20 protein-coding genes are annotated in these 21,508 nt (G+C 69.5%); 7 read left to right on the forward strand and 13 right to left on the reverse strand.

Annotated features, from left to right (window positions below; translation table 11 throughout):
• Nucleotides 1–9: 9 nt before the first annotated feature.
• The 4 genes from clsB to LDO27_RS04365 form a co-directional block, all read right to left on the reverse strand.
• A complete protein-coding gene (clsB, locus tag LDO27_RS04350; RefSeq protein WP_222206951.1) occupies nt 10–1,236 on the reverse strand; it encodes a cardiolipin synthase ClsB in 1,227 nt (408 codons plus the stop codon).
• Between the two features lie 276 nt (nt 1,237–1,512).
• The gene (locus tag LDO27_RS04355; RefSeq protein WP_224039896.1) at nt 1,513–2,430 is read right to left on the reverse strand and encodes a c-type cytochrome; all 918 of its coding nucleotides are present in this window, start codon (nt 2,428–2,430) and stop codon (nt 1,513–1,515) included.
• The gene (locus LDO27_RS04360) at nt 2,427–4,193 is read right to left on the reverse strand and encodes a GMC family oxidoreductase (protein ID WP_224039898.1); all 1,767 of its coding nucleotides are present in this window, start codon (nt 4,191–4,193) and stop codon (nt 2,427–2,429) included. Before LDO27_RS04360 ends, LDO27_RS04355 begins: the two co-directional genes overlap by 4 nt.
• The gene (locus LDO27_RS04365; RefSeq protein ID WP_224039900.1) at nt 4,190–5,017 is read right to left on the reverse strand and encodes a gluconate 2-dehydrogenase subunit 3 family protein; all 828 of its coding nucleotides are present in this window, start codon (nt 5,015–5,017) and stop codon (nt 4,190–4,192) included. The genes LDO27_RS04360 and LDO27_RS04365 overlap by 4 nt, the downstream gene beginning before the upstream one ends.
• Nucleotides 5,018–5,142: 125 nt before the next feature.
• Between LDO27_RS04365 and LDO27_RS04370 the strand changes: the two genes are divergently transcribed.
• Nucleotides 5,143–5,505, forward strand: a complete 363-nt coding sequence (locus LDO27_RS04370; protein ID WP_224039902.1) for a hypothetical protein — start codon at nt 5,143–5,145, stop codon at nt 5,503–5,505.
• Nucleotides 5,506–5,615: 110 nt separating this feature from the next.
• Here LDO27_RS04370 and LDO27_RS04375 read toward each other — a convergent pair whose 3' ends face one another.
• On the reverse strand, nt 5,616–7,640 hold the full coding sequence (locus LDO27_RS04375) for a gamma-glutamyltransferase family protein (RefSeq protein WP_224039904.1): 2,025 nt from the start codon (nt 7,638–7,640) through the stop codon (nt 5,616–5,618).
• A gap of 253 nt (nt 7,641–7,893) precedes the next feature.
• Between LDO27_RS04375 and LDO27_RS04380 the strand changes: the two genes are divergently transcribed.
• The gene (locus LDO27_RS04380) at nt 7,894–8,397 is read left to right on the forward strand and encodes a hypothetical protein (protein WP_224039906.1); all 504 of its coding nucleotides are present in this window, start codon (nt 7,894–7,896) and stop codon (nt 8,395–8,397) included.
• Nucleotides 8,398–8,400: 3 nt separating this feature from the next.
• Nucleotides 8,401–8,955: a M23 family metallopeptidase gene (locus tag LDO27_RS04385; protein WP_224039908.1), complete on the forward strand. Its 555-nt coding sequence runs from the start codon at nt 8,401–8,403 to the stop codon at nt 8,953–8,955.
• A 39-nt stretch (nt 8,956–8,994) separates the two neighbouring features.
• Here the strand turns inward: LDO27_RS04385 and LDO27_RS04390 are convergent, their stop codons facing one another.
• Nucleotides 8,995–10,014 carry a zinc-binding alcohol dehydrogenase family protein gene (locus tag LDO27_RS04390; protein ID WP_224039909.1) on the reverse strand — a complete coding sequence of 340 codons (1,020 nt, stop codon included), beginning with the start codon at nt 10,012–10,014 and terminating at the stop codon, nt 8,995–8,997.
• 189 nt (nt 10,015–10,203) lie between these two features.
• Here LDO27_RS04390 and LDO27_RS04395 point away from each other — a divergent pair, with 189 nt between their 5' ends.
• Nucleotides 10,204–11,142, forward strand: a complete 939-nt coding sequence (locus LDO27_RS04395; protein ID WP_224039911.1) for a LysR family transcriptional regulator — start codon at nt 10,204–10,206, stop codon at nt 11,140–11,142.
• Nucleotides 11,139–12,038, forward strand: coding sequence for a DMT family transporter (locus LDO27_RS04400; protein WP_224039912.1), 900 nt, complete (start codon nt 11,139–11,141; stop codon nt 12,036–12,038). Before LDO27_RS04395 ends, LDO27_RS04400 begins: the two co-directional genes overlap by 4 nt.
• Before the next feature lie 9 nt (nt 12,039–12,047).
• On the opposite strand, the gene LDO27_RS04405 is transcribed toward LDO27_RS04400, so the two are convergent.
• The 3 genes from LDO27_RS04405 to LDO27_RS04415 form a co-directional block, all read right to left on the reverse strand.
• Nucleotides 12,048–13,526: a GntP family permease gene (locus LDO27_RS04405; protein WP_224039913.1), complete on the reverse strand. Its 1,479-nt coding sequence runs from the start codon at nt 13,524–13,526 to the stop codon at nt 12,048–12,050.
• 3 nt (nt 13,527–13,529) lie between these two features.
• Complete coding sequence (locus LDO27_RS04410; protein WP_224039914.1) at nt 13,530–14,582, reverse strand: patatin-like phospholipase family protein; 1,053 nt, start codon at nt 14,580–14,582, stop codon at nt 13,530–13,532.
• Nucleotides 14,583–14,755: 173 nt separating this feature from the next.
• Nucleotides 14,756–15,841, reverse strand: coding sequence for a methyl-accepting chemotaxis protein (locus LDO27_RS04415; protein ID WP_224039915.1), 1,086 nt, complete (start codon nt 15,839–15,841; stop codon nt 14,756–14,758).
• A 324-nt stretch (nt 15,842–16,165) separates the two neighbouring features.
• On the opposite strand from LDO27_RS04415, the gene LDO27_RS04420 reads away from it, so the two are divergent.
• Nucleotides 16,166–16,471 carry a TFIIB-type zinc ribbon-containing protein gene (locus LDO27_RS04420; RefSeq protein WP_224039917.1) on the forward strand — a complete coding sequence of 102 codons (306 nt, stop codon included), beginning with the start codon at nt 16,166–16,168 and terminating at the stop codon, nt 16,469–16,471.
• Between the two features lie 134 nt (nt 16,472–16,605).
• Here LDO27_RS04420 and LDO27_RS04425 read toward each other — a convergent pair whose 3' ends face one another.
• Complete coding sequence (locus LDO27_RS04425; protein WP_224039919.1) at nt 16,606–17,586, reverse strand: Bug family tripartite tricarboxylate transporter substrate binding protein; 981 nt, start codon at nt 17,584–17,586, stop codon at nt 16,606–16,608.
• A gap of 40 nt (nt 17,587–17,626) precedes the next feature.
• Entirely contained in the window at nt 17,627–19,099 is a 1,473-nt protein-coding gene (locus tag LDO27_RS04430) for an amidase (RefSeq protein WP_224039921.1), read from the reverse strand.
• 112 nt (nt 19,100–19,211) lie between these two features.
• On the opposite strand from LDO27_RS04430, the gene LDO27_RS04435 reads away from it, so the two are divergent.
• Nucleotides 19,212–20,135: a LysR substrate-binding domain-containing protein gene (locus LDO27_RS04435; RefSeq protein ID WP_224039923.1), complete on the forward strand. Its 924-nt coding sequence runs from the start codon at nt 19,212–19,214 to the stop codon at nt 20,133–20,135.
• Nucleotides 20,136–20,180: 45 nt separating this feature from the next.
• Here the strand turns inward: LDO27_RS04435 and LDO27_RS04440 are convergent, their stop codons facing one another.
• Both LDO27_RS04440 and LDO27_RS04445 read right to left on the reverse strand, forming a co-directional pair.
• Nucleotides 20,181–20,909: an enoyl-CoA hydratase/isomerase family protein gene (locus LDO27_RS04440; RefSeq protein ID WP_224039925.1), complete on the reverse strand. Its 729-nt coding sequence runs from the start codon at nt 20,907–20,909 to the stop codon at nt 20,181–20,183.
• An 11-nt stretch (nt 20,910–20,920) separates the two neighbouring features.
• A complete protein-coding gene (locus LDO27_RS04445; protein ID WP_377747371.1) occupies nt 20,921–21,508 on the reverse strand; it encodes a cysteine dioxygenase family protein in 588 nt (195 codons plus the stop codon).

Raw genomic sequence — 21,508 nt, forward strand, 5'->3', positions numbered from 1 at the left:
GGCGCCATCCTATTCGGCCCCCCGCTTCAGGATGACGATGCGCCCGCTACCCTCCGATTCGGGCACCGGCGGCGACACCAGCGTCGGCGTATGCGCCGGCAGCCAGCCGGCCCAGGCGGGAAAGCGGCGCAGGAAGTGGAACATCAGCGTGGTGGCCGTGGTGTCGAAGATCGAGCGCGGTTCGCCCCGACTGGCCTCGATCTCCCGGCAGCGGCTGTCCATCAGCTGCTGCAGCTTTTCGCGCAGGTGGCGGGTGAAGACCGCATCGCGGATCACGAGATTGGCTTCGAGGTTCAGCGACAGGCTGAGCGGATCGAGATTGCTCGAGCCCACCGTCGCCCATTCGCCGTCGGCAAGGGCGACCTTGCCGTGGAAAGGGCGCTCGCAGTACTCGTAGATCTTGACGCCCGCGTCGTGCAGGTGGGCATACAGCATGTCGGCGGCGCGCTTGACCCAGGGCATGTCGGGGTTGCCCTGCAGGATCAGTTGCACGCGCACGCCGCGCCGTGCCGCATCGCACAGCGCGTGCAGCAGCCGGTAGCCCGGCAGGAAATAGGCGTTGGCGATGATGATCTCTTCCTTGGCCGAGCGGATCGCCTTGAGGTAATGCAGCTCGATATCGGTACGGTGCTTGTCGTTGTCGCGCGTCACCAGCAAGGCCGGGGTCGGCCCCACGGACTGCGGCGGCGGCAGGTCGAACTCGGGCGCGGGACGGCGCGGGCGTTCGTTGGCCTGCATCACGCCCATCAGGAAGCGATGCACGTCGCGCGCGATCGGGCCGTCGACCTCCACCGCATAGTCCTGCTTTGCCTGCGGACCGAAGTCCCACAGATGCTCGATGGAGAAATTGATGCCGCCCACGAAAGCCTTGACGCCGTCGATGGCCACCAGCTTGCGGTGGAGCCTGCGGAAGACGTTGGTGCGGATGCCGAACAGAGGGCGGCGTGGCGCGAAGATATTGAACTGCACGCCGGCCGCGACCATCCCCGTGATGAATTCGGCGGAGAGGTCGTGCGAACCGAAGCCATCGACGGTGATGGCCACGTGCACCCCGCGCTGCGCGGCGGCGATCAGCGCCTCGCGCAGCGCCTGTCCGACACGGTCGTCGAACAGGATGAAGGTTTCGAGCAGCACACACTGCTTTGCCTGCGCGATGGCGGCAAAGACAGCCGGGAAATACTCTTCCCCGTTCTCCAGCAGGCGGATGCTGTTGCCCTGGGTCCAGGTAAGGCTCATGTGGAACGACCTTGGCAGGCTCGCGTTGGTATCGGGTCCACTATAAGCAGAAAGGGTGCCACCGAGCCCGAACGCCAGCGCTGCCACGCGCCCACGCCTCGGAACCGGGCCGAAATGGCGGCCCCGCGGGGCGCTTTTTGCGTCGGCACGTTGAAAGATCGACAGCAGCACGGCGCCCCGGAGTCACTATTCGCCAGTCGAGGGAGGCACTTTGTTGCAATCCATACACGCCGCGCGAGTAAAGATGACTTGTCCGGTACCTCGGTGCGCAACAGCCTATCGTCCGCCCCCCGCATAGAAAGTGCCCAGGGCCCTGGCATCGTCCTCGGTCAGCCGTTGCGCCGCCGCCCGCATGACGGCATCGCCGTCGTTGCTGCGCGTGCCGCCCCGGAAGGCCGCCAGCTGCTTCACGAGGTAGTCGGCCGGCTGCCCGCTCAAGCGCGGCAACAGCGGCCCCTGCCCTTCTCCCGCGCCGCCGTGGCAGTTGGCGCAGGCCGGCAGGCCGCGGGCATTGTCGCCGATGGCATGCAGGGTTCCGGCGCGGCCGGAAGGGGCAGTCGTGACCAGCGTCACCGCGGGCGCCGGCTGGCCGGCGTAGTAGCGGGCAACCGCGGCAATGTCCTCGTCCTTCAGCGCCTTGGCGATGGGGCCCATCACCGGATCGTTGCGGCTGCCGCTGCGGTAATCCACCAGCTGCTTGGCGAGGTACTCCGCCGACAAGCCCGCCAGCGACGGGAACAAGGTGCCCGCCGGTGCGGGCGTGGATACGGTATGGCAGGAAATGCACGGCGCGGCGCCGGCCCCGTTGCCCGCGCTCGCGATGGTCTGCCCGCGCCCGCCCGCGCCGCCGGCCGCGTCGGGGGAGGCGGTCAGGATGCGCGACCACTCCGGGTCCTTCGGCATGAAGTCGGTGGATCGCCGGATCTGCTCGGGCGCCGGCGCGGCCAGTCCGGTGCCGGGAACCGGGGCCGGTGCCGAGGCCGGCATGGCCACGGAGCTCTGCCGGGCCTGCTGCGCCTGCTGCTGGCCCCGCCCCGCCTGCGAGCCGCCATCGCCGGGGAACCAGTCCGGCCACATCTGGAAGATGACGCCGTAGAGCGGAGATGCCCCCAGGACGATCACCATCGCCACGATGGGCCACACGCGCGGCTGCCGTTGGCCGGCTGCCGCCACCTGCTCGTCGTGGGTGTTCATGCGATCAGCCTTCCCGGCGCCTGCAGATAGTGCCGCTTGACCGCATCGGCGATCCAGTACGCCGTGGCGCCGACCGTGCCGGTCGGGTTGTAGTTGGAGTTCTGCGGAAACAGGCTGGCGCCGGTGACGAACACATTGGGCACATCCCAGCACTGCCCGAAGCGATTGACCACGCTGGTGGCCGGATCGGCTCCCATCGCGGCGCCGCCTGTCAGATGCGTCGATTGGTAGCTCGTGGCGGTAAACGGCCGCTTGCGCGGGCCGGCCTCCGTCGCCACCACGCCTCGCATGGCCTTGCCGATGCGCTCGCCGCGCTCCGTGAGGAACGCCGAGAGCCGGATATCGTTCTCGGGCAGATCGTAGGTGATGCGCAGCAGCAGCTGGCCCCATGCGTCGCGATAGGTCGGGTCGAGGTCCAGGTAGGCACCTCGCGTCGGCATGGCCGAGCCGGTGATGGTGATCGACGCCGAATGGTTGTAGTAGCGCCGCACCGCCTTCTTCCACTCGCTGCCCCAGGCCGGCGTGCCGCGCGGTGTCGGGTGATAGCCGATCGGCGCGCCGCTCACTACCTGGATCTGGATATAGCCGCCGCCGACGAAGCCGTGCGGCCCGTGGTCGAAATTGTCGGCGCTGAAGTCATCCATCGTCACGGCGGCGGCGCCCGCGCCCATGAATGGGTTGATATGGGTCTGCTCGTTGAAGAACAGGTTCACGCCCGAGGTCGTCTGGTGGGTGTAGTTGCGGCCCACCACGCCCTGGCCGGTGGCCGGATCGTAGGGCTTGCCGATGCGCGAGAGCAGCAGCAGCCGCACGTTGTTCACGCTGAACGCGCACAGGAACACCATCTCGGCCGGCTGGAATACCTCCTGCCCCGCGCCATCGACATAGACCACGCCCCGCGCCTTCTTGCCTTCCTTGTCCAGCTCCACGCGCAGGACGTGCGTGTCCGTGCGCAAGGCGAAGGTCTTGAGCTTCATCGCCACGGGCAGCACGCAGACCTGCGGCGACGCCTTGGCGAAGTGCTCGCAGCCGAAGTTGGAGCAGAAGCCGCAGTACACGCACGCGCTCATCGGCAGCCCTTCGCTGTTCGTGTAAGGGCGGCTGGCGAGCGCGGACGGCTGGATATATGGGTGATAGCCCAGCGACGCCGCGGCCTCGCCGAACAGCGCCGAGGCGAACGGCACGCGCATCGGCGGATTCGGATACGGGCGCGAACGCCATGGCTCGAACGGATTGCCGCCCTCCTGCACCTTGCCCTTCAGATTGCCCGCATAGCCCGAGGCGCCGATCAGATAGTCGAAGCGATCGAAGTACGGCTCCAGTTCGTCGTACGTCAGCGGCCAGTCCTGCGCGGTGATGTCCGGCTCGAAGATGCCCGCCCCATAGCGCTTGGTGTAGTGGCTGCGCAGCTTGAAGTCGGTGGGATCGAAGCGGTAGTAGGCGCCGGACCAGTGGCTGCCGGCGCCGCCCAGATGATTGGCCGGGTAGGCGAATTGCCAGCGCCGCATCGGCAGCGCGGTCTGGCTGGTGTTGTTGCGGAAGGTGAAAGTCTCGGTGGCGGTGTTCTGGTGCAGCGCGTGGCGGCGCGTGTACTTGAGCTCGTCATGCACCGCGGGCGCCTGGAAGTCCGGCGAGGGCCAGCGCGGCTGGCCGCGCTCGAGCACCACCACCTGCTGGCCGGCTGCGGCTAGTTCCTTGCCGATCACCGAGCCGGTCCAGCCACCGCCCACGATGACCACGTCCACTGCGGGAAGCGTCTTCATTGGCGCCCTCCCTTGGCGGGCTGGCCAGCGGGCGTGCCGCTCGCCCCGCCGCCGCCCCCGGCAGCCGCGCCGTGCCCCGCGTGGCCACCCCCGCCATGCATGCCATGGGCGTTGGCGATGGATACCGGCGGGCGCACATAGGGCACGTTGTGGCGCTCGATATCGTTGGCGAAGCTGGCATAGGCGCCGGGAAAGCCGACGAGTTTCCAGGCGACCATGTCGCGGTTGCCGCCATGGATCGGGTCGGAGAAGAAGCCCTCCATGGTGCCGTCCAGCAGCATCTGGAAGAACACCTTGGCCGGCAGCGCGCCGGTGTCGATCTCGCCGCGCTCGAGCGCGGAGAGCATCGCGTCCTGCTGCGCCGCTGACAGTTGCGCAAAACCCTTGTTGCCGTGGCGCTGGCGGCAGGCTTCATCCAGGCGCGCCAGACCGAAGCGGAAGCATTCGGCAGGGGTGAACGCGAGCTGGTAGCCCTGCTCCGGCGTGCCGGCGGCAAAGGGACCATGGCGATAGAAGTTGTCGCCGCTGCCCCATGCCCCCGCCAGTTGCCGGTCGAGGAATTCGGTCACCCCCGCCTCGCGCGCGCCGGGGCCGAGATCGTCGGCGGGTATGAGGCGCGCGACGATCGCGTCGATGGTAGTTCTTTCCCTGTCATTGAAGAATTGGGGAACGCTGGCCAGTCGCGGGGCGCCCCGTGCGGCGGTCCCGGAAGCGGCGCCCTGGCTGGCGTCCGCCGCCAGCCCCGCCGCCGCCGCGGTAGCCGGCAGACCGGTGCCGATCGCCTTCAACAGGATGCGGCGCATCGGCTTGAACGGTTCTGTCATGGCGTGCTCCCGTCAAAGAACGCCCAAAGAAGCAAGAACCGTGTCACGAGTGACGGTCACGCCAACAGCAATGCCGCGCTGGTACGGCGCTTGCCTCGGCTCGGGGACCACTACCGGAAACCACCATGACCATCATCAAGACCACCGTGCTTGCCACCGTGGCCGCCGCCGCGGCCGTCGCCTCCATGTCCGCGGCGCAATCCCAAGGTGCGCGGCCGGCCGGGTCCTCGGCTGCGGAAGGCGGCAGCGGTGCCGCCAGCGCGCCGGGCGCGGGACAGTCGGGCTCCCGCGCGGCTTCCGGTGCAACCAGCGGCGCAACCGATACAGGCAACAAATCCGGAGCCGTGGCGACGCCAGGCTCGCGCGGCTCGGGCGCCAACGACGGTGTGCAGGGCACCGGCGCTTCCGCGGGGTCGGGCGGCTCAGCCGACATGCGCCCGGGTCCGGGCACCGATGCCCCTTCCGGCAAGACAGGCAACAAGCGATAGCGGCAGCGATGGCGGTGGCTGCGGCGGCCCGCGCAACGGTCGCAGAAAGAAGGGCCCGGGACGCATGCCCCGGACCCCGGCAGGCGCGCTATCGCGCCGTCATCGTGCGGTTACGGCGTGAAGGTATCGCCCAGCACCACGCCTTCGCGCCGCGGATCGGCGCCGCCCACCAGCACTTGGGAGCCCCCGACCGTCGCGCGGATGATCGCGCTCAGTCCGCTGGACTGGTTGCCCACGCTGACCGTGTGCCCCAGATCGCGCAGCCCCCTGACCAGCGGATCGTTGTCGCCGGGCAGGCCGCCCGACGGCGTGCTGGTATCGACCATCGGGTGTTCGCCACCGACGATCGCGGAGACGTTGTTCGACCCGAAGTCGATCATCGACACGGCCTGCTGCGCGTCCAGCCCCCAGTCCAGCGCGCCGACGATCGTCTTGGCCACGTACTGGATGATGGTCGCGCCGCCCGGCGAGCCGGTGGTCATCGCGAACTCGCCGCGGGAGCCGTCCGCATTGCGCTTGAACACCAGTGTGGGCGCCATCGAGCTGCGGGGCCGCTTGCCGGGCTGCACGCGATTGGCCACCGGCTCCCCGCCCACCGTCGGCTGCGCGCTGAAGTCCGTCAGCTCGTTGTTGAGCAGGAAGCCGCCCGTCATGTGGTACGAGCCAAGTCCGGCCTCGATGGTGGTGGTCATCGCCACCACGTTGCCGTACTTGTCCGCCAGCGACAGATGCGTGGTGCCATGCTCCGGCACCAGCGGCGAGGCCAGCGGCACCGAACCGAAGTTGCCGGCGGGCGCCGGCAGCGTCATGGCCCGGGTCAGGCTGATCATGGACGCGCGCTGGGCCATATACGGCTTGTTCAGCAGCGTGTTCCAGCTGCCGCCCGGCAGCGGCACGAAGTCCGTGTCGGCCACGTACTTGTTGCGGTCGGCATAGGCCAGGTTGCCCGCCTCCGCCACCAGATGCACGCCCGTCACGCTGGGCCTGCCCCCGTTCTGATCGCGGACGGTCGGCGGGTACGCGGCCAGATCGAAGTTCTCCAGGATGCCGAGAATCTGCCCGACCGCGATGCCGCCCGACGACGGCGGCGGCATGCCGCACACCTCGTAGCCGCGGTAGGTGGTGCACACCGGCTCGCGCTTCTTGGCCTGGTAGTTGGCCAGGTCCGCCAGCGTGGTCACGCCCGGCGTGGTCGAGCCGCCGTAGGTCGTCTGGATCTTGTCGACGATGGCGCGCGCGATCGGGCCGTCCTTGTAGAACGCATCGGCCCCGCCTTCCGCCACGGCGGTGAAGGTCTGCGCCAATGCGGGGTTCTTGAGGATCGTATTGACCGCGCGCGGCGTGCCGTCGGGGTTCAGGAAGTAGGCGGCCATCTCGGGGTCGCGCTGGATATTGGCCACCGTGGTCGCGCCGGAGATGGACGCGGCCATGCGCGGCGGAATGGCGAAACCATCGTTGGCGATGCGGATCGCTGGGGCGAACAGGTCCTTCCACGGCAGCTTGCCGTGCTCGCCGTGCGCCAGCTCCAGCACGCGCAGCGTGCCGGGCGTGCCGATCGAGCGGCCGCTGCGCACCGCGTTGGGCGCCGGGGCGGTCTGGTCGGTGGCGGACTTCCACTGGAGGTAGTTTTCGTCGGCGCCGGCCGGCGCCGTCTCGCGTCCGTCGTAGGCGGTGACGCGCTTGCTCTGCGCGTCGTAGTGCATGATGAAGGCGCCGCCGCCGATGCCGGAGGACTGCGGCTCGACCAGGTTCAGCACCATCTGCGCGGCCACCGCCGCATCGACGGCGGTGCCCCCGTCCTTGAGAATGTTGCAGGCGACCTGGGTCGACAGCGGGTTGTTGGTCACCGCCATATAGGTCTTGGCGTACACCGTGTTCTTCGGCGCATAGCCGGTGGCCACTTCCGGCGCACCGGGCTCGCCGGGCAGCACCACGACCGGGCCGCCGGTGGAGCCGTTCAGCTCGCAACCGGTGGCCACGGGCGGCGGTGGCGGCTCCGGTGGCTTTTCCCCATGGTGATGATCGTCGTCATCGCCGCCGCACGCAGCGAGCATCAGCGCGGCTACCGCAGCGCCCAGCAGCCGGGAGCGTTGCGGGATGTTGGAGCGGAAAGAGGCGTGGGGCTGCTGTCGCATGGCATTTCTCCTTGCGGTGCGCGTGGCGCGCGTGGGCGGGATGTCTGGAGAGCGGGGATGAGGACGTTGCCGAGAACTCGCGCATCGCGGCTGCGCGCAGGCAATCGACAGGCGATGACCGTAACGGCGTCGCGCCGCAACACACAATCGGGCACGTTCTCGATTTACAGACTCAGGGTTGTCCCCGATACTGATGGGCGCTTTTGCACCCAAGGCGCATGCCATGCGTCTCGCTCACCGCGCGGAGCCCATCATGACCGTGCCTCAGATACTGGTGATCGTCGCGCTGTGCATCTATGCGGTGTATCGACAGACGGTGCGCAACGAACTGAAGGGGAAGTCGCGATTCAAGCTCGCGCTTATCTACGGCATCGTCGGACTTGCCGTCGGGGGCTTCTTCCTGCCCAGCTCGCCGACCTCGTGGGCCATCCTGCTCGGCGGCGTCGTGCTCAGCGCGATGATCGGCTACGCGCGGGGCAAGCTCACGCGGGTATGGGAAGAGGATGGCCGGCTGTACTCGCAGGGCACGCCGTTGACGATCGCCCTCTTCCTGCTGCTGATCCTCGCGAAGTTCGCGGCCGGCACCGTCGAATACCTGACCGGCACGTCGCAGCACGGCGGATTCGGCGAAGTCATGCTGCTGATCGCGATCATGGTCGCGTTCCAGGCCGAGATCGTCTGGCGCCGCGCGCTGGCCCTGCGAGGGGAGCGGCCTTTCCATGACGGCATGCGTGCGGACCCCGATGCCTTCGGCTGACCGATGACGGCGACGCGCTCATGGTCCGGCTGGATCTGGCTGCTCGTGCTGGCGGCCATCGTGTGGGCCGCGTGGCCATGGCTTGCACCGATGGTCGAGCGCACCGTGTTCGCCGCCCGGCTCGCCGCACAGCCGCCGCCGCAGTGGTTGCCCGTTCCCGTGCAAGGCGTGACGACGCGGGCGCTGCAGGACACCTGGAACGCCAGCCGCTCGGGCGGGCGCAAGCATCAGGGTATCGACATCTTCGCGCCGCGCGGCCGCCCGGTGCTGTCCACCACCAACGGACTGGTCTCGCGCATCGGCACGAACAATCTCGGCGGCAACGTCGTCTGGGTCATGGGCCCGGGACGGCAGATGCACTACTACGCGCACCTGGACCGCTATGGTCCCATCATCGAAGGCGACATCGTTGCCCCCGGCACCGTGCTCGGCTACGTCGGCAATACGGGAAATGCACGGGGCACGCCTCCGCATCTGCACTACGGGATCTATGCGGCGGGGGGTGCGATCAACCCGTATCCGCTGCTGAAGGCGGAGCCAACCGTGGAGGCTCGATGAGGCTGCGCGCTGCGGTCCGAGCAAGCGCCACCGCGACCATCAATCCCCAAACCCGCTCAACACGATCTTCCCCACGCTGCGCCCGCTCTCGATCAGCGCGTGTGCCTCGCGCAGGTTGGCGGCATTGATGCGGCCGAGGTTGCGGTTCACGGTGCTGGTGATCAGCCCGGCGTCGACCAGATCGGCCACTTCGTTCAGCAGGCGGTGCTGGGCGATCATGTCCGGCGTCTGGTACAGCGAGCGCGTGAACATCAGCTCCCAGTGGAACGACACGCTCTTGCGCTTCAGGGAAACTATATCCAGCGGTCCGGTGGGATCGTCGATGCAGGCAATGTGGCCCTGCGGCGCGACGACCTCGGCGAATGCCGGGAAATGCTGGTCGGTCTGCGTCAGCGCCAGGATGTAGTCCACCCCGCCCGGCACGATGGCCTTGATTTGCGGCGCGAGGGCTTCGCGGTGGTTGATGACATGGTGGGCGCCCATCTCGCGGGACCATGCCTGGCTCTCGGGCGTCGAGGCGGTGGCGATGATCGTCAGGCCCGTCAGCCGCCGCGCCAGTTGCGTGGCGATGGAGCCCACGCCGCCGGCGCCGCCGATCACCAGCAGCGAGCCCGCCTGGGCGGGTTTGCCGATGCGCACGCCGAGCCGGTCGAACAGCAGCTCCCACGCGGTGATGCTAGTCAGCGGCAAGGCGGCGGCTTCGGCGAAGCCGAGCGTCGCGGGCTTGCGTCCGACCAGCCGCTCGTCCACCAGATGCAGCGCCGAGTTGGCGCCCGGACGGTCCAGCGCGCCCGCGTAGAACACCGCATCGCCCGGGCGGAACAGCGTGGCGTCGGGTCCGGTGGCAACCACGGTGCCGGCCGCGTCCCAGCCCAGCACCTTGTCCGCGCCCTTGGGGTCCACGCCGGCCCGCACCTTCGTATCGACCGGATTGACGGCGATGGCTTCGACCCGGACCAGCAGGTCGCGGCCGGTGGGCACCGGGTCGGGCAGCGTCACATCCAGCAGGCTGTCAGGCTGGTCGATGGGTTTGGCTTGGCGGTAGGCAACGGCTTTCATGGCATGTCCCTGATGGTTGGAAGGTCGGCCGGCGCGGTAAGTGGTGGCGCGCCGGCGTGGTGTGCAGGCAGTGTGGCCTTTCCCGATACGCAGAAAAACAGGCATCATGCGCAAACACTTTCGCCGAAACGGCGTAAATGCGCCCGTGCTGCCGATGCATTGCCACCCTGAACGACCATGCAGTCCCCGATGATCCGCTCCGATGACCTGGCCGTGTTCGTGCGCGCCACTGATGCCGGCAGCTTTTCCGCGGCGGCCCGCGAACTGGGCATCACGCCCTCGCTCGCCAGCAATGCCGTGCAGCGGCTCGAACAGGCGCTGGGCCAGCGGCTGCTGATCCGCTCCACCCGCAGCCTGCGGCTGTCCGAGCGCGGCGAGCGCTATCTGCCGTACGCGCGGGCCATGTTGCAGAGCCTGGAAGACGGGCACGTGTCGCTCGCGGCGGCACATGACGACGCGCTGGCCGGCACGCTGCGGCTCTCCGCGCCGTCCGACCTGGGCCGCAACGTGCTGGTGCCCTGGCTGGACGACTTCCAGGCCGAGTATCCCCGCCTGGACCTGACGCTGAACCTGAGCGACCGCATGGCCGACCTGTTCCGCCAGCCGCTGGACCTGGCGTTGCGCTACGGCCACCCGCCCGATTCCTCGCTGGTAGCCCAGCCACTGGCGCCGGACAACCGGCGCATGCTGTGCGCCTCGCCCGCCTATCTGGAGCGGCACGGGCGTCCCGCTTCCCTCGACGATCTGGCGCGGCACAACTGCCTGCGCTTCATGCTGTCGGACGGCGTGCATGAGCGCTGGCGCTTCGATACGCCGGCGGGCTTGCGCACGGTGGTGGTGGCGGGCAACCGCGTCAGCGACGACGCGGATGTCGTCCGGCGCTGGGCGCTCGCCGGCCACGGCATCGTCTACAAGTCCAGCCTGGACCTGCACGACGACGTGGCAAGCGGCCGGTTGGTGTCGCTGCTGCCGGCGGGCTGGGGCGAGCCGGCGCCGCTGAACCTGATCTGCGCGCACCGGTCGCTGCTGGTGCCGGCGGTCATCCGCCTGCGCGACTTCCTGCGAGAGCGCTGCGCGCGGATGGCGGAAGAGCGCAAGCGGTTCGAAGCCGCGGAGCCCGTCCGGTGAACGACGGCGCCGTGGCGCGCCGCGCGCAGCCGCTGTGGCTCAGGGCCGGACCGGCGATCTTCCTGTTGCTGTGGTCCGGCGGCTTCGTCTTCCTCAAGCTCGGCCTGCGCGATGCCGATCCCCTGACCTTCCTAGCCCTGCGCTACGCCTGCGTGGTCGGCATCCTGGCGCTGCCATGGCTCTGGCTGCGACCCGCGCTGCCCGGGACGCCCGCCGCCTGGTGCCATCTGGCGATGGTGGGCCTGCTGGTGCAGGCCGGCTATTTCGCCTTCACCTATCTGTCCCTGAAGGCCGGCATGTCGGCCGGCGCGGTAGCGCTGATCACCTCGCAACAGCCCATCCTCGTGGGCCTGCTCGCGCCCGCCCTCGCCGGCGAACGGGTCGACCGGGTGCGCTGGCTGGGCCTCGCGCTCGGCGCCGGCGGTGCCGCCACGGTGATCGTCGCGCAGTCGTCCATCGAAGTGGCGACGCCGCTGGCGCTGCTGTTCGCGCTGCTCGCGCTCGCCGCGATGACGGCCGGCACCTTGTGGGAAAAGCGCTTCGGCACGGACGTGCATCCGGTCACCGCCAACCTCGTGCAGTACGCGGTCGCACTGGCCGTGACGGCGCCGCTGGCCTTTCTGCTCGAACCCATGCACGTGGCATGGACGCCGGAACTGCTCGGGTCGCTGGCTTATCTGGTGATCGGCAATTCCATCGTGGCCATCACGCTGCTGCTGGCCATGATTCGCCATGGCGAGGCCTCGCGCGTGTCGGCGCTGTTCTTCCTCGTGCCGCCCATGACGACGCTGATCGCGCTCGCGGTACTCGACGAACCGGTGCCCTGGCTGGCATGGCCCGGCATGCTGCTGGCCGCGGCGGGGCTGTATCTGGTGATGCGCCGGAGCGCGGGCTAGCGAGTCCTTTCAGAACGAGCCGAACATGCCGCCGAGCACGATCACGGTGATCAGGGCCACGATGGGCCCGACGATGCCGACCACCACGATATCCAGATAGCTCTCGCGGTGCGTGGCGCCGCAAACCGCGAGCAGCGTCACGACCGCGCCGTTGTGCGGCAGGCTGTCCAGCGTGCCGGCGCCGATCACCGCCACGCGGTGCATCAGCGCCGGGTCCAGGCCGCTGGAGGCGGCGATCTCCATATAGGTTTCGCCCAGCGCCTGCAGCGCGATGGTCAGCCCGCCGGAAGCGGAACCCGTGAGCGCCGCGAGCACATTCGTCGCCACCGCCAGCGATACCAGCGGTCCGCCCTCGATGGACAGCACCCAGTCGCGCACCAGCGCGAAACCGGGCAGCGCCGCGACCACGGAGCCGAAGCCGACCAGGCTGGCCACGCTCAATACCGGAAGCACCGCCGCGTTGGCGCCCGCGTCCATGGTCAGCCGCAATGCCGGCAGCCGCCGGAAATTCAAGGCCACCAGGCACGCGATGGCGGCCAGCAGCGCCACCATGACCGACCACACGCCGCCCACCTCCATGACGCTGGTGCTGCCCCAGAACGGATCCCCCAGATAGTCCAGGTCCAGGCGCGGCAGCACGACCAGGCTCATCAGCAGGTTCACCGCGATCACCACCGCCAGCGGCAGGATCGCCACCAGCACCGGTGGTCCGCCCGCGCTGCGTTCGCCGTGGTGCGTCTCCGCCGGATCGAACGCGTTGGCGACGATGGCGCGCTCGCGCACCAGCGCGTCGGCGCTGACATCGGCCACGCCATGCGGGGCGCGCGCCGCCACGCCGCCCGCCATCTCCACCCGCGCGCCCGGCGCCGCCCGGCGCGCGGCGCGTTCGGCGCGGCCGAGCCACCACAGCCCGAAGGCGAGCATGATGGCGCTGGCCACCAGTCCCAGGCCCGGCGCGGCAAACGGCGTGGTGCCGAAGAACGGCATCGGAATGGCGTTCTGGATGGCGGGCGTACCGGGCATCGCGGACATGGTGAAAGTGGAAGTCCCGAGCACGATGGCGGCGGGCATCAGCCGCGACGGGATGCCCGCCGCGGCGAACAGCGCCTGGGCCATCGGCGCGAGCACGAAGAAGGCGACGAACAGGCTCACGCCGCCGTAGGTGACCAGCGCGCCGGCCAGCACCACGGCCAGGATCGCGCGGCCCGAGCCGAGCCGGCGCGTCATCGCCTCGGCGATGGCGGTGACCGAGCCGCTGTCGTCCATCAGCTTGCCGAACAGCGCGCCGAGCAGAAAAAGGGGGAAGACCTGCGCGACGAAGCCGGCCGCGCTCGCCATGAAGGTCTGCGTCCAGTGCGCCAGCAGCGGCTCGCCGGCGGTGGCGGCCGCCAGCAGCGCGGCGGCGGGTGCCAGCAGCAGGATGCTCCAGCCGCGATACGCGAGCCAGATCAGCGCGCCGAGCGCGATCAGGATGCCGATGAGACCCATGGCTCAGACCTCCCGCAGCAGTTGATCGAGGTCGAAGGACGACGTCTTGCCGATGGCATCCGCGCGGGTCGCCAGAAAGTCCTCGGCGCAGCGCCGGCCCTCGTCGCGCAGCATGCACAGGAACGGCCATTCCGCGTTGAGCTTGGCGGTGTAGCCCAACTCCGGGATCTTGTCGCTGAGAATCTGGTGGATCCGCATGCCTGCCCACTGCGCGCCTTCGCAGTGGCCGGGATCGGCGACCTGGCGCAGCAGCGCGATCATGCGCAGCTCCTTGAACAGCGGCGAGTTGAAGGACACCTCGTTGATGCGGCTGCTGATCTCGCGCGCCGTGCGCGGCGTGCCGGGCCGCTCCATCGGATTGATCTGCACGAGGATCGTGTCGCGCGACTTGCATTCGCGCACCAGCGGCGTAATGGTGGGATTGCCGACATAGCCGCCATCCCAGTACGACTCGCCATCGATCTCCACCGCCTGGTACATCGTCGGCAGGCAAGCCGAGGCGAGCAGCACCGGCGCGGTCACTTCCTGGTTCTTGAAGACGCGCCCGCGGCCGGTGCGCACATTGGTGGCGGTGACGAACAGCTGGATCGGCGCGCGGGCCAGCTCGTCGAAGTCGATCACCTCGTCGAGGATCTGGCTCAGCGGATTGAAGCCGTGCGCGTTCATCGTGTAGGGAGAGATCACGCGTGCGGCGAGGTCCAGGGCCAGGAACATCGGCGAGGAGTCGATGGACCAGCGCCCCAGCAGGATATCGAGCGGACTGCGCCGGTAGGGGCTGAACAGCGCGGCTTCGGAGACGCGGCGCCAGAAGTCCTCGAGCGCGGCGCGCGCCCCGTCTGGGCCGCCGCGATGATGGCCGTGGACGAGCACCGCGGCGTTCATGGCGCCGGCCGAGGTGCCGGAGATGCCGTCGATGCGCAGCCAGGGCTCCTCCAGCAAGCGGTCCAGCACGCCCCAGGTGAATGCCCCGAAGGACCCGCCTCCCTGCAGGGCGAGGTCCACGAGCGCGGGCTCGCGGCCGGACGACGATTGCGATGCGGGACGGGATACGGCCATTGGAATCTCCTGCATGCCAGGGGCAATGCAGGTCATCTTAGGCCGCATTCCGGCAATGTGCGAGTGCAACATCGCCCGACTGCGCGCGTCCCCCGGGCACTGCACGCCTTTCATGTCGGCGCGATGACGGCCGGCCTGTCAAGCGCGTATGCCCCGAGCGCGGGCTGCGCGAGCTACGAGGCGGCGTCCGCCGCCTGCGCGATCACGCCGTACCAGCCCATGCCGCGATAGCTCTCGTAGCCGGGCGTGAGCGCATAACCGACCAGCGCGCCATCGCCTGCACGGTACGTGCCGATGGCCTGGCCCCCGGTATCGAGCGCGAAGGTCTTCGCTTCCTTCCCGCCCTGCCGCGCGCCGTCCTTCTGCCGCTTCGAGTCCGCGATGACGCGGCCGTCCGCATCGACCAGCATGCAGCGCGTGCGCCCCCGCTCCTCGTCGGTGAGCCGGACGCTGTCGACCACGGTCGAGGCCTGCTTCGCCCAGTCGAAGAACACCGCCAGCGCGCCGATGACCTTCCCGTCGGCGGCGCCGCCCGCGCGCACCGCGGTGGCGTATGTGGCCACCTCCGCGCCCTTCAGTTCGGCCACCGTATCGACGTTGGCGGTCGCGTACTCGTCGCCGGAGCGGGTGCGCAGCGCCGCGGCGAACCAGTCCTGCCGCGCGGCGTTGGCCACGCCCGCCACGGCGAATGTGCCCGGCCTTCCGTTGGCGACCACGCGGCCCTCCAGGTCCAGCACCCAGATGTCGAGATAGACGGTGTAGTTGTCCAGGATGACCGACAGCCGCCGTGCCGCGTGCGCGGCCGCCTCGGGCGAGCCCGCGGCCAGGCAGTCGACCACTGCGGCGTCGGTGGCCCACCACCGCACGTCGCACGAGCGCTCGTACAGGTTGCGGTCGATCACGTCGATCATATTCAGCGCCAGATCGGTCAGACGCTGGCCCTGCTGGCGCTCCAGTTCCGCGACCATGCGCTCGCTGATCGCGCCCAGCTCGGTGCCCAGTTCGCCGGTGAGGCGGCCGATGCGGCCGGACACGTCCTTGACCTGGTTCGCGACCACGGCAAAGCCGCGGCCCGCCTCGCCGGCGCGCGCCGCTTCGATCAGCGCGTTGATGGCCAGATAGGTCGCCTCGCGGTTGATCAGGTCGATATCGGCGATCTTGTCGCGGGAAATGCGGCGGACCTCGCGGGTCAGGTCTGCAATGACGGAACGCTGCGCCGGGCTCTGTTCCTGGCGCGGCGTTGCTGCTGCTACGGACATCCCAATTCCTCCAGATGGTGGGCGCAGCGGACAATGGACAGGCCGTTGCGGCGGTGCATTGTGCGGGGTTATCGACGCCATTTGCATGACGCTTTAGCCACCGGCTGGAGGGGTGTTGTGCCGCACAGTTGCGGTGCCGGGAAGGCGAGAACGGTGCGGGTTCGGGCCGCGTTGCACGCCTACAGTGCCATGGAAATCGCCGTATTGGGGCACGTTGCGCCCAGAGCCCTGGAGCGATTGGCGCGAGCCGGCCGCCCCCGCCGGAACCAAGCCTGTCCGCGGAGGGTCAGACCGTCGTATCCGACGACAACGTTGAGGTGAAGCATGGAATGTCCGGTCTGCCCCCAAACCGCTCTGGTGATGTCCGAGCGGCAAGGCATCGAAATCGACTACTGCCCCAAGTGCCGGGGCGTCTGGCTCGACCGCGGGGAGCTGGACAAGATCCTCGAGCGGGCGGTCACCGCGCAGCCGGCCGCGTCGGCACCGCCCCCACAGCAACCGCAATACCAGCCGCAGGCGCAGCCCGCGCCCTATGGCAATGCGGGCGGCTACGGCCGGCGCGATGACGACCGCTACCGCGAGCAGAAGTACTACAAGAAAAAGAGCATCTGGCACGAGCTCTTCGACTGACCTTCAAACCATGCCGGCCCGCACCGCGGGCCGGCTTCGCTTCGAGCCGGCGCGCGCATCCGCCGCCGGAACCCCGGCAAGTGCTTCCCCCCGCGCCGGGGCTATTCCCCTCGATCTCTCCGCTTCAATCCGCTTCAATCCGCCCGAATGTCCGCGCGCGCCGCCACGGCGCGCATCAGGGGCAATTCCTTGTCGATGCGCGCGCGCAGCGCGGCGCCGTTGCCGGGGGCCGGGCTCAGCCCCAGTTCCACCATCCTGGCCTTGGTCTGCGGCGCGCTGGCGACCTCCGTCAGGGCCGTCTCCAGCTTGCTGGCTACCGCGGGCGGTAGCCCGGCCGGCGCGAGCACAGCAAACCAGGTACCCATCTCGAAGCCGGGATAGCCGCTCTCGGCCACCGTCGGCACATTCGGTAGCGCCGGCAGCCGCTGCGCCGACAGCACGGCCAGCGGCTTGATCTTGCCGGCGCGGATCAGCGGCAGCGTGGCAACGATGGTGTCGACCGCCACCGGTACCTGGCCCCCGGCCAGTGCCGTCAGGCTCGGTGCGCTGCCGTTGAACGGCACGTGCACCATCCGGATACCGGTGGCCGACTTGAGCATCTCCCCGCCAAAGTGCACCGACGAGCCGGTGCCAAATGAGCCATAGGAGAACTTGTCCGGACTGGCCTTGGCCTGCGTCACCAGATCCTTCAGCGTCGCCACGCCGGCATTGGGATTGGCCACCAGCACCAGGCTCATGTCGGCCACCAGCCCGATCGGCGTGAAGCTCTTGTGCGGATCGAAGGGCAGGTTCTGGCGGATCGCCGGATTGAGCGTGACCGTGGTGCTCGACGCGAGCAGCAGCGTGTAGCCGTCGGGCGGGCTCTTGGCGGTCAGCGCGGCGCCCACCACGGTGCTGGCACCCGGCTTGTTCTCGACCACCACCGATTGCCCGAGCTTGTCGCTCAGCCCCACCGCGAGCAGGCGCCCGAGCACATCGGTGGCGCCCCCGGCCGCGAACGGCACGATCAGCTTGATGGGCCGGTCGGGAAACGCGCCCTGCGCATGGGCGCCGGACGCGCCCACGGCCAGCACACCGGCGAACAGCGTGGAAAGAATGCGGGGCAATGCGTTCATGACATCTCCTGGCAGGGGATGGATGGAGGAAAGGTTGGATTCAGCCGAGCAACGGGCTGCGCACGCGGGAAAAACCGCCGGCCAGGTCGTAGGCATGGCCGACTTCCATCACGGCGGCGTCCGCCTGGGCCGGGCCGATGATCTGCAGGCCGGCCGGCAGACCCTGCGGTCCCACGCCGGCTGGCGCCGCCAGCGCGGGCAGGCCCGCCATCGTGGCCGGCACCACGGTCTGCATCCAGCGGTGATAGGTATCCATCCCGCGTCCGCCCACAACGTGCGGCCAGTCCTCTTCCGCCGCGAACGGGAACACCTGAGCGGCGGGCAGCACGAGGAAATCGACGCGCTCGAACAGCGCGCGCAGCGCCTGATACCAGGCGGTGCGCACGCGCATCGCGGCATAGATGCGCGAGGCATCGAGCGCCAGGCCGCGCTCGATCTCCCACACCGCCTCGGGCTTGAGCAGCACGCGCTTGGCGGGGTCGCGGTACAGCGCCGCATTGGCGCCCGCCACGGCGAAACTGCGCAGATCGATCCAGGCCTGCCACAGGCTGTCCAGGTCGAAGGCCGGCTGCACCGGCTCGACGCGGCAGCCCGCCGTCTCGAAGTGCCGCAGCGCATCCGTGCAGACCTGCAGTACACCGGGTTCGGTTGGCAGATGGCCGCCCAGGTCGCCCAGCCAGCCGATGCGCGTGCCCTTCACGTCGCGGTCCAGCTGCGGCGCGAACGCGCCGGGCGGCTCGGCACGGCGCGTCAGCGGCAGTCGCGCATCGAAGCCGGCCTGCACGGACAGCAGCAGCGCCAGATCGGGCAGATTGCGCGCCATCGGGCCGGCCACGCTGAACTGCTGGAAGAACACCTCCTCGGTGGGGCCGTGCGGCACGCAGCCGAAGGACGTGCGCAGGCCATAGACGTGGTTGAAGGCGGCCGGCGTGCGCAGCGAGCCCATCATGTCCGAGCCGTCCGCCACCGGCAGCATGCGCAGCGCCACCGCGACACCGGCGCCGCCACTGCTGCCGCCGGCCGAGCGCGACGGGTCGAACGCATTGCGCGTGGTGCCGTAGACGGGGTTGTAGGTATGGCCGCCGAGCCCGAACTCCGGCGAGTTGGTGCGTCCCACGAACAGCGCGCCGCCCGCGCGCATGCGCTCGAACACCACGGCGTCGGTCTCGCTGACCTGGCCCGCGAACAGCGGCGAGCCCTTGGTCGTGACCATACCGGCTGCCGGCATGATGTCCTTCGGCGCCTGAGGAAAGCCATGCAGCGGCCCGCGGCTCTCGCCCCTGGCCAGTTCGGCGTCGCGCTCCCGTGCCTGCGCACGCAGCGCCTCCCGGTCCATGGGCGCGACGATGGCATTGACGGTGGGATTGAAGCGGTCGATCTGGTGCAGGTACGCGCCGAGGACTTCTTCGCAGGACACCCGCCGCGCATGGATGGCACGCGACAGCGCGACGGCGTCGAGCTCGACGATATCGCCGCACGAGGAGGCATTCGGGGAGGGCACGGAGGCGGTCATGGGCGGCTCTGGAACTTGGCGTTGGCGGACAGCATAGGGCAGGCGCAGGTTTTCCCGCAATCGACGATTATTTCAAATATCCTTGCGTGAAACGCAAACCGGGACAAGCACCATGCTATCGCATCGCCTGCAGGACACCTCGTTGCGCTACTTCCTCGAAGTAGTGCGATGCGGCTCGCTGACCGAGGCGGCGCAGCGGCTCAGCGTCACGGTGTCGGCGGTGAGCCGCCAGGTGGCCGCGCTGGAGTCGCTGCTCGGCGTGCCGCTGTTCGACCGCCATCCGCGCGGCATGGTGGCCAGCGCGGCGGGGGAAGTGCTTGCCGCCTACGCCTTGCGCGGCGCGCTGGAAGCCGACCGCGTGGTGGCCGATATCCAGGCGCTGCAGGGACTGCGCCGGGGACGCGTGCGGCTGGCCAGCTCCGCCGGCTTCGCCATCGAATTCCTGCCGCGCGCCATCGCCGCGTTTCGCGAGCGCTATCCTGGGCTGCATTTCCATCTGCGCGTGGCCCGGCCGGCGGAGGTCACGGCCATCGTGCTGCGCGGCGACGCCGACCTCGGGCTGACCTACAGCCGCGCCGCCGAACACGGCATCCGCGTGGAGCATCGCCAGCCGGCGCCCGTCATTGCCATCATGCGGCCCGACCATCCGCTGGCGCGCTTTCGCTCCGTCACGCTCGCGCAAATGCAGCCCTACCCGATCGCCCTGCCAGAGGCGGACAACACCGTGCGGCAGCTGTTCGACATCGGCTGCGGCGAGCGCGGCATCGCGTTCGATCCCGTGCTGGTCACCAACCATTTCGAGACGCTGACCCATTTCGTGATGCACGGCGGCGGCCTCTCCATCTCCGGCGAGGTCACCGTGCGGGACCGCGTGCGGCGCGGCGAACTGCATGCAGCGCAGATCCGCGAACGCGGCATGAAGGGGCGCGCGATCGAACTGCAGACGTTGGCGGGCAGGACGCTGCCCGAGGGCGTGCGCGGCTTCCTGGCGTTCCTGAAGGAGCAGCTGGCGGCCGGCGATGAAAAAGCCAGGTGAGGGCTTGAGCGCCGTTCTGCGCTGCGGTTGTGACCCCGCCGCTCGCTAGCGCGCTCCGGCAGCCCGCCTGGCCGCCGCCTGCCGCTCCACATACGCGGCTACCCGCTCGCGCAGTCCGGGCACCGCCGCGGAGCGCACCAGCGCGGCCAGGTCTGCCGCGTCATTCAGGTCGGCATTGCCATCGGTGGCGCGCACAAGCGCGGCGGCCGGCTGGGCAGGACCCGGCGGCGGACAGGTGTGCGGGGCCGCTTCCACGCGCGCCGTGGCAAGTCCGGCCGCAAGCGCCTCCTGGTCGTCGATCAGCCGGCCGTCCTTGATCCACGCGCGCGCGCGCCGCGCGCCGACATGCGCGGCCAGCCGGCGGCTGCCGAGCACCAGGCCGAATCCGCGCCATCCGGGGAACGCGAAACTGGCACCGGCCACGGCGATGCGTTCCGCACACGCCGCGAACAGGTCGGCGCCAGCGCCCATGACGCGGCCCTGCGCGACGGCGACGGTGTGGAACGGTGCCCGGTTCACGCGCTGCAGCAGGAGCTCGATGCGGGTGAAGCGGGCCAGCAGACTGTCATCGGTCTCGTCAGCCAGTCCGGACAGGTCGAAGCCGGTACAAAAATGGCGCCCCGCTCCCTCGATGACCAGGCATGCCGGCGGGCGCGACCCACAGGCATCGAGCGCCGCGTTCAGGGCGTCCACCAGTTCGCGCGACAGGGCATTGCCTTGCTGCGGGCGGTTCAGGACCACCCGGCAGACTTCGCCCTCGCGGCGGAGCAGCAATGGGGCGTCGCTCATGCCGGCGCCTTGCCGGCGTTGGCGTAGCCGGAGACGAATGTCTTCATCGCGCCGGTGGCGGGGTCGAAGACGTGCCGCGACTGCTTGCCGATGTCGGTGCCGTACACATGGATGCTGATCGACACGCGGTCGTCGTAGGCGTTGCGCACCACATGGATATCGCCGAGCGCCGGCGAGACGAACGCCACGTCGCCCGGCTCCAGCCGCTCCGGCTCGCCCACCGCCACCATGCCCGCCGGGCCCCGCGCATACGCCTGCCCCGTCTCGGCGCCGCGCAGCATGCCGATGGCCCCCCACGTGCAGTGGTCATGGATCGGCGTCTTCTGTCCCGGCCCCCAGACGAAGCTCACCACGCTGTAGCGGTCCTGCGGATCGGCATGCAGCAGGTATTGCCGGTAGTACTCGTGATGAGGCTCGGCGAAGCGGGGATCGAGCCAGTCGTCCCGTGCCACCAGCTGGCCCAGCGCCTGCCCGACGCGCTCGAGCAAGGCCGCTTCCGTCTGGCCGCCGTCCGCGACGATGGCATCCATGCTCGCGACGAAGCGGGCCAGCGGCTGGCCGTCTGCGTAAGGTGAGCTATCCAT

The organism is Cupriavidus respiraculi, from assembly GCF_914271545.1.
Classification (GTDB): domain Bacteria; phylum Pseudomonadota; class Gammaproteobacteria; order Burkholderiales; family Burkholderiaceae; genus Cupriavidus; species Cupriavidus respiraculi.